The sequence below is a fragment of the Shewanella sp. 10N.7 genome (assembly GCF_020806285.1).
Taxonomy (GTDB): Bacteria; Pseudomonadota; Gammaproteobacteria; order Enterobacterales; family Shewanellaceae; genus Shewanella; species Shewanella electrodiphila.
In genome coordinates this window covers 37,143-50,582 of sequence record NZ_JAJGZS010000026.1, presented here as the reverse complement: position 1 = coordinate 50,582, position 13,440 = coordinate 37,143, and the positions used below count along the sequence as shown (strand labels likewise).

The 13,440-nt window shown below is 41.9% G+C and carries 14 protein-coding genes; 11 read left to right on the top strand and 3 right to left on the bottom strand.

What is annotated here, in order from left to right:
* Positions 1-5 precede the first annotated feature (5 nt).
* A complete protein-coding gene (gene thpR / locus LMH66_RS16025) occupies positions 6-581 on the top strand; it encodes an RNA 2',3'-cyclic phosphodiesterase (protein ID WP_229371195.1) in 576 nt (191 codons plus the stop codon).
* A gap of 109 nt (positions 582-690) precedes the next feature.
* Here thpR and pepB read toward each other — a convergent pair whose 3' ends face one another.
* Positions 691-1,965 (bottom strand): aminopeptidase PepB, encoded by a 1,275-nt coding sequence (gene pepB / locus LMH66_RS16020; RefSeq protein ID WP_229371193.1) that lies wholly within the window; start codon positions 1,963-1,965, stop codon positions 691-693.
* 142 nt (positions 1,966-2,107) lie between these two features.
* On the opposite strand from pepB, the gene sfsA reads away from it, so the two are divergent.
* The 8 genes from sfsA to LMH66_RS15980 all read left to right on the top strand — a co-directional run bounded on the left by sfsA (position 2,108) and on the right by LMH66_RS15980 (position 9,002).
* Positions 2,108-2,812, top strand: a complete 705-nt coding sequence (sfsA, locus tag LMH66_RS16015; protein WP_229371191.1) for a DNA/RNA nuclease SfsA — start codon at positions 2,108-2,110, stop codon at positions 2,810-2,812.
* Positions 2,813-2,930: 118 nt separating this feature from the next.
* On the top strand, positions 2,931-3,374 hold the full coding sequence (gene dksA, locus LMH66_RS16010) for an RNA polymerase-binding protein DksA (protein ID WP_055024924.1): 444 nt from the start codon (positions 2,931-2,933) through the stop codon (positions 3,372-3,374).
* Positions 3,375-3,496: 122 nt separating this feature from the next.
* Positions 3,497-4,369 (top strand): tRNA glutamyl-Q(34) synthetase GluQRS, encoded by an 873-nt coding sequence (gluQRS, locus tag LMH66_RS16005; RefSeq protein ID WP_229371189.1) that lies wholly within the window; start codon positions 3,497-3,499, stop codon positions 4,367-4,369.
* Between the two features lie 180 nt (positions 4,370-4,549).
* Complete coding sequence (pcnB, locus tag LMH66_RS16000; RefSeq protein ID WP_229371187.1) at positions 4,550-5,911, top strand: polynucleotide adenylyltransferase PcnB; 1,362 nt, start codon at positions 4,550-4,552, stop codon at positions 5,909-5,911.
* Positions 5,912-5,913: 2 nt separating this feature from the next.
* Complete coding sequence (gene folK / locus LMH66_RS15995) at positions 5,914-6,393, top strand: 2-amino-4-hydroxy-6-hydroxymethyldihydropteridine diphosphokinase (RefSeq protein ID WP_102529236.1); 480 nt, start codon at positions 5,914-5,916, stop codon at positions 6,391-6,393.
* Positions 6,394-6,459: 66 nt separating this feature from the next.
* Entirely contained in the window at positions 6,460-7,254 is a 795-nt protein-coding gene (gene panB, locus LMH66_RS15990) for a 3-methyl-2-oxobutanoate hydroxymethyltransferase (RefSeq protein ID WP_229371184.1), read from the top strand.
* An 85-nt stretch (positions 7,255-7,339) separates the two neighbouring features.
* Positions 7,340-8,185, top strand: a complete 846-nt coding sequence (panC, locus tag LMH66_RS15985; protein WP_102529234.1) for a pantoate--beta-alanine ligase — start codon at positions 7,340-7,342, stop codon at positions 8,183-8,185.
* Positions 8,186-8,471: 286 nt separating this feature from the next.
* Complete coding sequence (locus tag LMH66_RS15980) at positions 8,472-9,002, top strand: hypothetical protein (RefSeq protein ID WP_102529233.1); 531 nt, start codon at positions 8,472-8,474, stop codon at positions 9,000-9,002.
* A gap of 105 nt (positions 9,003-9,107) precedes the next feature.
* Here the strand turns inward: LMH66_RS15980 and LMH66_RS15975 are convergent, their stop codons facing one another.
* Positions 9,108-9,305 (bottom strand): YheV family putative zinc ribbon protein, encoded by a 198-nt coding sequence (locus tag LMH66_RS15975; RefSeq protein WP_229371182.1) that lies wholly within the window; start codon positions 9,303-9,305, stop codon positions 9,108-9,110.
* A 151-nt stretch (positions 9,306-9,456) separates the two neighbouring features.
* Here LMH66_RS15975 and LMH66_RS15970 point away from each other — a divergent pair, with 151 nt between their 5' ends.
* Entirely contained in the window at positions 9,457-11,367 is a 1,911-nt protein-coding gene (locus LMH66_RS15970; protein ID WP_229371180.1) for an ABC transporter ATP-binding protein, read from the top strand.
* Positions 11,368-11,618: 251 nt separating this feature from the next.
* Positions 11,619-12,092 carry a TIGR02444 family protein gene (locus LMH66_RS15965; RefSeq protein ID WP_229371178.1) on the top strand — a complete coding sequence of 158 codons (474 nt, stop codon included), beginning with the start codon at positions 11,619-11,621 and terminating at the stop codon, positions 12,090-12,092.
* Between the two features lie 108 nt (positions 12,093-12,200).
* On the opposite strand, the gene arsJ is transcribed toward LMH66_RS15965, so the two are convergent.
* Positions 12,201-13,427 carry an organoarsenical effux MFS transporter ArsJ gene (gene arsJ / locus LMH66_RS15960; protein WP_229371176.1) on the bottom strand — a complete coding sequence of 409 codons (1,227 nt, stop codon included), beginning with the start codon at positions 13,425-13,427 and terminating at the stop codon, positions 12,201-12,203.
* Between the last annotated feature and the right edge of the window lie 13 nt (positions 13,428-13,440).

The following is a 13,440-nucleotide window of genomic DNA, read 5'->3' as shown; positions in this document are numbered from 1 at the left end:
AACGAATGTCTGAAAATGATAACAAACGCACTTTTATTGGCTTTTCTATATCAATTAATAACCAGCAAAGGCTAATAGACATCCAACAGCGATTGGCATCTCACATCAATTCATCTGCCACACCAGTGCGTAATACTAACTTACACATAACTGCGGCTTTTTTAGGACTGACCAGTGCTCAAGACATTGAAAAAATTGACACAGAGTTATCCTCAATGTCATTGAATCGCTTTAGCCAAAGGCTTGAGCATATTAGTTATTGGCCGAAGGCAAAAATACTGTGTATCGAAGGAATAGCCTCAATTGAATTAAGGAGTATTGTTGAGCAACTCACGCAGTTAACCAAGCAGCTAAACCTGCATCAAAGCCAACATGATTATCGGCCTCATATCAGTTTATTTCGTCATGTAAAAACACCATCTTCAACTCAAGCGTTAATGAATGAGATAACGACAAAAGCTTCCAACATGATAAAACTAGCGCCTATTAGCTTCGATATCACTGAGCTGACTTTATTTGAATCAAAATCAACACCAATGGGCGTTGAATATTTAGCCCTTAAAAGTTGGCCACTGAACTGATAACTGTAAACTGCAAATCGGAAAATTAAACACAAAAAAGCCGCATATAGCGGCTTTTGGGATGTAAATCGATTGTGGACTAACCAATACGACAGCTCTAGATCTCAGCTTATTTATTTAGTATCGCAGCAATAGTCAGAACACCGTGAGCCGTGGCACCCGCGCTCCATAGTGAATTAGCCGATGACGCATAGGCGCCAGCTAAATCCATATGTAACCAGTTAACATCAGGGCGAACAAAGCGCCACAAGAAGCCTGCAGCATTTGAAGCACCACCAGCACCGCCACCTTTCATTGCACGGCTGTTAGCCGTATCAGCATAAGGTGAAGGACACATATCTTTATGCCATGCATCTAATGGTAAAGGCCATACATTTTCAGCAACGCTTGCAGCTTGTTGCTGTGCTAACTGTAATGTTTCCATTTGCGGTGAGAAAATCGCGTTATAATTTGTCCCAACAGCCATGACGGCTGCGCCTGTTAATGTCGCTGCATCTATAATCAGTTCAGCTCCGGTATCGGATGCCGCTTGTAAACCATCAGCTAAGACTAAACGGCCTTCAGCGTCAGTATTAACCACTTCAACGGTAACTCCATTTTTGTAAGTCAGGATGTCACCTAACTTATAAGCATGACCACTGATTAAGTTCTCAGCGCAACATAGGAATAACTTCACGCGCTTATTCAGCCCAGCTTTCATTGCTAAACCTAATGCAGCGGTAACAGTGGCAGCGCCGCCCATGTCACATTTCATATCAAGCATGCCTTCAGATGGCTTAATACTGTAACCACCTGAATCGAATGTAATGCCTTTACCCACAAGTGCAGTTGATACTTCTGCATCATCACCTAGTGGATTAAAATCAAGTACCAACATCGCAGGAGGACGCTCACTACCACGACCTACAGCATGTAAGCCAATCCATTGCGCTTCTAATAGTTCTTGGCCTTCCACGATGTCATAACTAACATTGTCACCACCAATGGCCTTAAGCCATTTCGCAGCATGATTTGCCAATATCACTGGAGATAATTCTTCAGGGGTTTCATTTACCAACATGCGCGCAAAGCTGGCAGCTTCAAAGCGATGAGTTAACGTAGTCTGAACCTCACTGTCACCACACCACAATACCTCAAACTCACCTTTAGCAGTGGTAAAGCCTTGTGAGAATGCCCATTGAGAGTCAATGCTCCAAAGCGCACCATCCAATTGAACCTTGCTTACTCCCTGGCTGCGGATTTTTCTTGCCGCCGCCTGCACTTGGCGTAGTTCATCTGTACCTGATAAATGTATAAACGCTTGGTTGCCTTGATAGGTAACATCAGCTTTACCCCAGAGGCTCTGTGGCGCTTCTTGTGTTAGGGTAACAGTCATTATTTCCATTATGATTTCCTTGTTGTACTTGCATTGTCACTTTTGTTTCCAATGGGCTAAGTGTACTGTAATTCGATAATGAAACGTGACAAAAACTACTATAGATTTCAATAAAAATTGTAAACACTATTATTACGGAGAAAATTTTTTCATGGAGTTTACCCCAGCGCTGCAACAGGGAACCTTGATCAAACGTTACAAACGTTTTTTAGCTGATGTTAGGCTTGATGACGGAACAGAAATAACCATTCACTGCCCTAATACTGGTTCAATGAAGAATTGCTTATTTCCTGGTGAACTCGTGTGGTTTTCTACCTCAGATAACCCTAAAAGGAAATATCCAAATACGTGGGAAATAGCTCAAACAACAGAGCAACATTTAATTGGCATTAATACTGGTAGGGCTAATGCCTTGGCTGAAGAAGCCATCAATTCGGGTGTCATCACTGAGCTTACTGGTTATTCAACCCTAAAACGAGAAGTTAAATATGGTGATGAAAATAGCCGCATAGATATACTGCTCAGCGATGAAAGTCGCCCTTTATGCTATGTAGAAATCAAAAGCTGTACATTATTAGAGCAAACAGTAGGCTATTTCCCTGATTCGGTCACTACAAGGGGGCAAAAGCATTTGCGCGAGCTTATGCATATGGTTAGTCTAGGTCATAGAGCAGTATTGCTGTTTGTTGTTCAGCATACTGGTATCAATATTGTGCAAGCTGCAGAACATATCGATCCGCAATATGCATTATTACTAAAACAAGCGGTAAATAGCGGCGTAGAAGTTTTAGCTTATCAAACAGAATTATCGGCTATTTCAAGTACCCTAAGTCGTTCGTGCAAAGTGATTGTTTAGGTCAAAAAAGCGTAAAATACTAAACAAATAATTTGCCACGCTATAGCGTTTCTGCTATAGATAGCGGCCATAAATTTTACGACGCACATAAATCGCTAATTATTACAGGAGATGCGTTATGCCTGAAGGCACTAAAAAACTCGGCGTACTCGCTATCGCAGGTGTAGAACCTTACCAGGAAAAAGCTGGTGAGGAGTATATGGGTGAAGAGCAACGTGGTCATTTTAAAATGATTTTAGAAGCTTGGCGTAACCAGTTACGTGAAGAAGTTGACCGCACGTTAAACCATATGCAAGACGAAGCTGCTAACTTCCCAGATCCAGTAGACCGCGCGGCGCAGGAAGAAGAATTTAGTTTAGAGTTACGTGCTCGTGATAGAGAACGTAAACTCATTAAGAAAATTGAAAAGACATTACAAAAAATTGAAGAAGACGATTTTGGCTTCTGTGATTCTTGTGGTGTTGAGATTGGTATCCGCCGTCTTGAAGCACGTCCAACAGCTGATCAATGTATCGACTGTAAGACGCTTGCTGAAATTAAAGAAAAGCAAATGGCTGGCTAATTCAGCGACCACTGACAATCGGTTTAAGCACTTTCCGATATCAGATATTGGGCGAGATGATTCTCGCCCTTTGTTTTTGTATTTTCCCTACCGCTAAATTGATTTAAGCAAAAGGTATATCGGTGAACTCACCTCATTATATTGGTCGCTTTGCTCCATCTCCTTCTGGCCCATTACATTTTGGCTCTCTTATTGCTGCACTTGGCAGTTACCTTCGCGCTAGACATCAAAATGGCAAATGGCTTGTTCGTATTGAAGATATTGACCCGCCAAGAGAAGTTAAAGGCGCAAGTGATGACATTTTAGCCACGCTCGACGCCTATGGATTACATTGGGATGAGCAAGTTCTTTATCAAAGTCAGCGAACAGAAATATACCAACAGCAAATAGATACTCTATTAAGTAAAGACTTAGCCTACTTTTGTCAATGTACTCGAAAACAAATTGGTCAGATGGGTGGCGTTTATGACAGTCGCTGCGGACAATTAACCTCACCACTCAACCAAGGCGCTATTCGAATTCGAAATACCGCTAAAGTTGATCAGTTCAATGACTTGTTGATGGGTAATATCACAGTCAATGAAGGATTTGCAGGTGAAGATTTTATTATTAAACGCAGTGACGGCTTATATGCTTATCAACTTGCGGTAGTGATCGACGATGCTTTTCAAGGCATTACTGAAATTGTACGAGGCTGTGATTTGCTCGAAACCAGCTGCCGACAATTAAGCATGAATAAAATTCTTGGTTTTTGTTCGCCAAACTGGCTGCATCTACCTCTAGCATGCACTAAACCCGGATTTAAGCTTTCTAAACAAAATTATGCAAATGCAATTGATGTCATTAGGCCACAAGCCAGTATCAATGCGGCTTTGAAATTTTTAGGGCAAGCCCAAGTAGACATAGACCATGTGGATATCATGCTGAAACAAGCATGCGAGCAATTTAGTATTGTTGATATTCCACAAGTATCTGAGATTCTGATAGCGCAGTGATATACTCATTGGCGTACAATTGGTATATCATAGCCGCCAGATTTTTAACCATTTAATTTTAACCATTAATCGTATCGTTCGAGGTGTATTATTTTTCGCCGTATTAGCCAATTCTGCAAACAACTGTTTGAAGACAATAAATCCACTCCGGTCATTGAGCCAGAAGCTCAAGATGACGGATTGCGCCTGGACATTGTCACCAGAGATGCCCATACAATTTCTAGGCGTCAAATCAGTGAAAATGCACTAAAAGTTCTTTACCGTTTGAGCAAGTCAGGCTACAAAGCCTACCTTGTCGGCGGTGGTGTTCGCGATATCTTATTAGGCATGGAACCGAAAGATTTCGACGTTGTGACCAATGCAACCCCTGAAGAAATCAAAAAACTATTCCGTAATAGCCGCCTTGTGGGTCGTAGATTTAGATTAGCGCACATTGTATTTGGCCGCGACGTGATTGAAGTCGCCACTTTCCGTGGTCACCATGGCGAAACCGACGAAAAAATTTCGAAATCAAATGCTGAAGGTCGCCTATTACGCGACAACGTCTATGGCGAAATCGATGAAGATGCAGAACGCCGTGACTTTACGATCAATGCACTTTATTACGATATCAGTGACTACTCTATCCGCAGTTATGGCGGTGGTATTAGTGACTTAGATGCCAGAACCATTCGTTTGATTGGCGATCCAGAAACCCGTTACCGTGAAGATCCGGTGCGTATGCTTCGAGCTGTGCGCTTTGCAACCAAACTGGATATGCAAATCGAATCAAAAACAGCGGCGCCAATTAAAGAGTTAGCACCACTGCTTAAAGATATTCCAGCAGCACGTATGTACGAAGAAGTACTTAAGCTGTTTTTTGCTGGCAAAGCACAAGCTAACTACGAAATGATGCGAGGCTTAGGATTATTCCAACCACTTTTCCCGCAAATTTCAGCGCAAATTAAAGAGCAACCAAACGGTTATACCGCCAAAATGCTCAATGCTGTCATGAGCAACACAGATTTACGTGTAAGCCAAGACAAGCCAGTCACACCGGCATTTTTCTACGCTGCCCTGCTTTGGTATCCATTAAAGCAACGTGCTGATGATATAGCGCTTGAAAGTGGCTTAAGCCACTACGATGCACATGTCGCTGCAATGGGTGATGTGATGGAGCAACAATGCCGCACCATCAGTATTCCGCGTCGCTTTAGCACGCCAGCTAAAGATATTTGGCAACTACAACTTCGACTTGAGCGCAGCCAAGGCACTCGTGCATTTAAATTGCTCGAACACCCTAAGTTCCGTGCAGCTTATGATTTATTACTCCTTCGTGGTGAAGCAGAAGCTGGCAACATAGGTAAAATAGCAGCGTGGTGGCAATCATTCGTTGAAGCGGATGAACAACAGCGTTCTGACATAGTGAAAAGCAGCAAAAAAGGCCCTAGCCGTAATCGCAATGCTCAACAGCGTAAACGTCGTCGTCCTAGTAAGCCTAAATCAGAGTCTGCAGGTACGACTGAGAAAAACTCAGCACCTAAAGCTGAAACAAAAGGCTAACCATGAGCACCACGGTTTATGTGGCGTTAGGGGCAAACCTAAATGAACCAGTACAGCAAATCCAAGACGCTGTACTGGCGTTAAAAAAGATTGCTCTCGATGCGATTGTTAATGTGTCACCACTGTATCGTTCAGTCCCTATGGGCGATGTTGAACAGCCTGATTACGTCAATGGTGTGGCACGATTTAACACCGACCTTGCACCAATAGCTTTGCTCGACGCATTGCAAGCGATTGAAAATACCCAAGGCCGTGTCAGAGAGATACGTTGGGGACCACGTACGTTAGATTTAGATATCTTACTGTACGGGACACAAATCATCGATGAGCCTCGACTATCGGTTCCCCATTATGGAATGAAGCAACGCAGTTTTGTTCTCATTCCACTTGCAGATATTAATCAACAATTAATACTGCCATGTAGCACCGAATTAAAAAGCTTAATTACCCGTGAAATGCGAGCTGAATTAATTCAAATTTAATCAGCTTTTATGCCGTTTGCATCGCATATCCATTACTTGAATATGAATTGCTTCTAAGAGTTTATTATGTCAAAAGTCACTAGCTCAACCCTCATAAAATTCAAACAAGAAGGTAAGAAATTTACCGCGTTGACCGCCTACGATGCGAGTTTTGCTGGCGCATTTGATAGCGAAGGCGTCGATGTCCTACTGGTTGGTGATTCTTTAGGTATGGTACTGCAAGGCCACAGTGATACATTGCCTGTCACAGTCAATGATATTGCCTATCATACAGCCAGTGTTAATCGCGGTTGCAAACGAGCCCTACTTATTGCTGATATGCCTTTCATGAGTTACGCCACCCCAGAACAAACTATGGCTAATGCTGCAATTTTGATGCAGGCAGGTGCAACCATGGTCAAACTGGAAGGCGGTGAATGGTTACTTGATAGTGTGAGAATGTTGACTGAACGCGGTATTCCAGTATGTGCTCATTTAGGTCTCACGCCACAATCGGTGCATGTTTTTGGCGGCTTTAAAGTACAAGGTCGTGAAGAAGATAAAGCTCAACGCATGATTGATGATGCCTTAGCATTACAAACTGCTGGCGCTCAATTATTAGTGGTTGAATGCATTCCGAGCTCACTGGCAAAACGCATTACTGAAGCATTGACCATCCCAGTCATTGGTATTGGCGCTGGTGGTGATACCGACGGGCAAATCTTGGTTATGCACGATGTACTAGGTATCTCAAGCGGCTATATTCCTAAGTTTTCTAAAAACTATTTGCAGCAAACTGGCGAAATTCGTTCTGCAGTGAAAGCCTATATTGAAGAAGTCGCCAATGGCACATTCCCAGCCGATGAGCACTCGTTTAACTAAGTTTTATAACAAACAACATTGGCATGCAGTGTGAGTTCATCTTAGTAACTGCATTAAAATTTATTGTACAACTAGGTAAATATCGATGATTACCACAGCGAATATTGCTGAAATCAGAGCACAAGTAAAACAATGGCACATGCAAGGCGAAACCGTTGCCTTTGTGCCAACGATGGGTAACTTACACAATGGTCACATAACATTAGTGACTGAAGCGCTAAAACGCGCAGACCATGTGGTGGTGTCCATTTTTGTCAATCCAATGCAATTTGGCCAAAATGAAGATCTTGACGCTTATCCAAGAACGTTAGCAGCAGATAGTGACGCACTTATTAATGCAGGGGCAGAGCTATTATTCACCCCTACACCTAGCATCATCTACCCAAAAGGTTTAGCGCAACAAACTTTTGTTGAAGTACCGAATATTGGTGATGAGTTTTGCGGTGCAAGTCGACCAGGACATTTTCGTGGTGTAGCCACGATTGTATGCAAGCTATTTAATATCGTTCAAGCCGATGTGGCTTTATTTGGCCGTAAAGATTATCAACAGCTCATGGTGATTAAAGCGATGGCTGAAGATTTATCATTACCGATTGAGATTATTGGTATTGACACAATAAGAGAAGCATCTGGTTTAGCCATGAGCTCAAGAAATGGTTATTTAACTGCTGAGCAAAAGCAACAAGCTGCTGCGATTAAACAGTGTATGGATAAGCTTGCAGCTGATGTTGCTTGTGGAAAAAACATTGCTGAAAGTGAGGCTATTGCGGCTGAAACGTTAGTGAAGGCAGGTTTTAAAATGGATTACTTGTCTGTTAGAAACGCCACTAATTTAGCCCCTATTACTAGTGAAGATCACAATCTAGTGATCTTAGTTGCTGCCTACCTTGGCAATACCCGCCTTATAGATAATCTTACCTTTAGCCGCTAATCTATTCGCCACTGACTTTGTAAGACTTAGCTGATTGTTCACTAAGTCTTACAAATTTAACGCAAAGTTCTTCTGTGCCAATAAAAAATCTACTGTCAAAAAACTGGTTTTATCGTTAAAATTAGGCCATAGTAATTAAGTATATTTAAACATTATAGCTACAAGCAGCTATAATGATTTACAACCACCTAGCGCCAATGGGTTTTGGCCGACTAGCGGTAACCATCTGATATACCTTCAACACGGTGTTGAAACGATGTTAGATTACAAAAGGATCTGTGGCCGCATGCCAATAAGACTACTCATCACATTCATTATTGTATTATTCATGGGGCCAACTTTCGCCTCTGCTAATACAATTTATAAATGCATGAAGGACAATAAAATCGCCTTCAGTCAGACTGTTTGCCCAAAAGAATATCGTCAGCACAAAATTGAATACCAGCTTGGGATCACCACAGAAGTTGATTCGGATAAGGTTGTCTTAAAAGAAGACCCGCTTAAAGCTTTGCTGAAAAAACAAACCATTTCCAAAGAGAAATTAATCCAATTATTGGATAGTGAAGTTTATCGCCTCAAGCAAGAAAATAGTTATTTTGAAATTTTACGTGCCAGTGAAATTCAAAAACTTGATCGTAATCGCTATTGGCACAAGAAAGAAAAAGACGATCCAGATTATGTAGAAGATTTAGCTGAGATTAATAATCGATTTGATGAGTTAATGAAAAATAATCGTCACGTGATTATTGTACTTATCGAACACAAAAACAAAATCCTAGCAGAAAGCGCCAATGATGGCGCTATCGCTAAAGAATAATAGTAAGCAAATCCCTCAGCGCAACGCCCACTAACTAAAGCGTTCTCGGGCTATTCCAGTTCCTATCATCCAGATATTCGCCCAACACCTTACATTAGCCATTCATTAATCAGGCTTAAATACGCCGATTACATTACCTGTGGCTTTTTCAGCGACTTTTGCCTCTGTTTGTTGTTCACGGTAATCACAGTCAGTACACTCAACTGTTTCAACACCATTTTCTTTAAATAGTTGAATAGTATCTTGAGCATGACATTGAGGGCATTTAGCCCCAGCTACAAAGCGTTTTTTTATTTTAGCCATAATCTTATTATTGTTCTTCTGTGCATTTGCGATATCAGTAGCAGTATTTTGCCACGAATTGGTTAATCCAGTCTCGCTCTAGTGTTAAAAAAGTATCAATTACGCTATTATCGCTGCACTTTTTGTATTATCACCAGTCAAGTTGCCATTCATGATTAACATCAGCCAAGCCCAACTCATCCGCGGAACGAAAACCCTACTCGATGAAGCTAACCTTACCGTCTATCCTGGCCATAAAGTTGGCCTAGTCGGTGCGAATGGCACAGGGAAATCATCTCTATTGGCGCTCATTTTAGGCAATCTACAACTTGATAAAGGCGAATTTAGTTTACCTGCGGGTTGGCAAGTCGCCACTGTTGCCCAAGAAACACCGGCACTTGAAGTCTCAGCGCTAGAATATGTACTCGATGGTGATATTGAGTTTCGTCAACTTGAGGCTCAACTGGCCATCGCTCAAGAAAAAGATGATGGCCATAACATCGCGCTGATACATGGAAAAATTGATGCTATAGGTGGTTATGCCATTCGCTCACGAGCGAGCTCCCTGTTAGCTGGTCTAGGGTTTAGTGAGCCAGAACAAAGTAACCCAGTAAAAAGCTTCTCTGGTGGCTGGAGAATGCGTCTTAACTTAGCGCAGGCACTATTATGCCGCTCTGACTTATTGCTACTAGATGAACCCACCAACCATTTAGATTTAGATACCATGTATTGGTTAGAAGGTTGGATTAAAGCCTACCAAGGTACGCTTATCTTAATTAGTCATGACCGTGACTTTATTGACGGGATCGTTGATGAAATTGTTCACGTTGAGCATGCCAAACTGAATTATTACAAAGGTAATTACAGCTCATTTGAGCGTATTCGTGCTGAAAGATTATCTCAGCAACAAGCCGCATTTGAACGTCAACAAAAAGAACGCGCTCACATGCAATCTTTTGTCGACCGCTTCCGTTATAAAGCCAGTAAAGCCAAACAGGCTCAAAGTCGATTAAAAGCCTTAGAAAAAATGGCTAACTTATTACCTTCACAAGTCGACAGCCAGTTTCATATGGCTTTTCGTGAGCCTGACGCTTTACCTAATCCTTTAGCGACCATGGAGAATGTGTCTATTGGCTACGGTGACAAAACCGTATTAAGTGAAGTCAAACTTAACCTAGTTCCAGGTGCGCGTATTGGTCTATTAGGCCGAAATGGAGCCGGTAAATCGACTCTGATAAAATTACTCACTGGAGATTTAGCCCCTATAACAGGTAAATATCAGCCTAATCCTGGTCTGAATATTGGTTACTTCGCTCAGCATCAAATTGAATTTTTGAGTTTGGATGACACCCCGCTACAGCATTTAGTCCGTCTAGCGCCCAATGCGAAAGAGCTTGAACTACGTAGCTTTTTAGGCGGATTTGGTTTTAATGGTGATATGGCTATGTCGGCTGTTAGACCTTTCTCGGGTGGCGAAAAAGCCCGTTTAGTTCTGGCACTACTCGTATGGCAAAAACCAAACGTATTACTTTTAGATGAACCGACCAACCACCTTGATTTAGAGATGCGTCATGCACTGACCATGGCATTGCAAACTTTTGAAGGTGCAATGGTCATTGTGTCACATGATCGACATCTTTTACGGTTAAGCTGTAGTGACTATTACCTTGTAGACCAAGGTGCTGTTAAGCCTTTCCAAGGCGATTTAGATGATTATCACCAATGGTTGCTCGATGCAGCAAAAGCAGCGCAATCATCGGCCGCTAAAGAGGGTGACACTAAGCCAACAATCGATAAAAAACAGCAGAAACGTTTTGAAGCCGAATTAAGACAGAAAGTGTCTCCATTGCGTAAACAGCAAATTAAGCTTGAGACACAACAGCAAAAAATCAGCACACGTTTAGCTGAACTTGAAATCGACTTGGCTGATGGCTCGCTTTATGAAGCGGAAAATAAAGCTAAAATGACTAAAGTGCTTAATGAGAGAACTGAACTGACACAAGCGATGGACGAAAGTGAAATGACTTGGCTTGATCTTCAAGAGCAGATTGAAGTTATCGAACAAGAGTTTACCCTCAATTAATCTGCCAATTGTTTGAATGAGCTAAATATGTGCCTGCAACAATCATTCAAACAAGAGGAAACAGGTTAAAGCCTCTGATTTAATAAGCTTTAACCTGTAGTTATCAAAATTTAACTATCACCTGAAATGCACCGAGCTTTTCAAGGACAATAAGATTCAAGTTATCGTGCTATCGATAACGCAAGATAACGTAATTCTCATTATCAGTCTGAATCTTAAAGAATGGATACTTACACGTTGGAGAAAGTCTAGTGCAACCTTTTAACTCATTAATTTGGCGTGATTGTGACAATCTATACGCGACCAATCCAGTAAGCTACATCAGCGTACAAGACGACTACCAAGTTAATGTAAACCTACTATTGTTGGCCCAATACCTTGACCAACAGTGCCATTATTTACCATTAGCGCAGTGGGAAGTACTCGCCTCGACCATTGAAGACTGGGATACTAAAGTTGTTACCCCATATCGTAAATTACGCCGCTTAGCTAAATCACATTTACAAGCAGGCGAATATCAACAAATGTTAGATATAGAGTTGATGATGGAGCGCAAAACTCAGCAAATGTTGCTGAAGAAATTAAATCAGTTTGAGCAAGGCTCAATTAATACTGACGCTATTTCCGATATTGCCTCTGATAAAAAAGACACCTATAACACCGAAAATTACTTGTGCTTATTTGGTATCGACGCAGATTATTTTACTCAATTACAAAGTGCTTAAAGCGAGCAGCGAATACCGATATTATCAATATTCGCTGCACCACTTATACATCCGCTAAAGCAATACTATCAGCCGTTAAAACAATACTATCAGCCGTTAAAACAAAGATTATGAATGACTTTGTTGCGGTAAGCGTGTCGAAATGATTGCTGCTAACGCGATCATCACACTCGAAATCCACAAGCAGGCCTCAAGTCCGTATTGCTGAAATACCCAACCCGATAACAAAGTGCCAATAAGCCTACCCATCGCATTAGCCATATAATAAAAGCCAACATCTAAAGACACGCCATCTTTACCTGCGTAACTCACAATTAAATAGCTATGCATCGATGAGTTCACTGCAAACAATACGCCGAAAACCAATAACCCGCCGATAAGCATAATATGACTATGCCAATCGAAAGTGAGAGCCAGTGCAATCACTCCAGGAATAATAGCCAATACCGCAGCCCATAAGCAGGCACTTTTACCATCAGGGACCTTACCTTGTTTTTTGCCGGTAAAATGGGGCGCAAAGGATTGAACACCACCATAAGCAATAACCCACAAGGCTAAAAAGCCCCCAACATACCAATGATCCCAGCCAAATTGACTGGCAAGAAAGACGGGCAATGCCACCACAAACCATACATCTCTTGCTGCAAACAAAAACAGCCTTGCTGCAGATAAGTAGTTAATGGTACTGCTCTTAGAGAAAATCTCTGTAAACCTGGGCTTCACAGTCGCTTTGCCTAACTGGCTTTTTAAGGTTAATACGCTAAATATCCACACCAGCAATAACGCGACTGCCATGATTAAGATTGCCGCCTGAAAACCAAACACAGTCAGCAACGCGCCACCTAAGAAAAAGCCCACACCTTTAAGGGCATTTTTAGAACCAGTAAGAATAGCAACCCATTGATATAATTTACCTTCAGCTCCAGCGGGAACCAATGTTTTAATGGCACTTTTGGCGCTCATTTTATTCAAGTCTTTAGCAATGCCAGATAACGCCTGCGCCGCCATTACCCACACCACAGTGAGCCATTCACTGGGTACCAGCAGCATAGACAAAGCAAACACTTGCAAGCCGAGGCCGATATTCATGGTGCGATTTAAACCCACTCTCGCACCAAGCCAACCTCCAACAAGATTAGTCACAACACCAAAAATTTCGTAGAACAAAAACAGCATTGCAATTTCAATCGGGCTAAAACCTAAACCATGAAAATGCAGCACCACCAGCATTCGCAGTGCACCATCGGTCAATGTAAATGCCCAATAGTTGCCAGTCACAATTAAGTACTGTTTTATCTCACTGGGCAAGTTTGCCAATTTTGTGAATAAAGACATCGGTATAACCCTA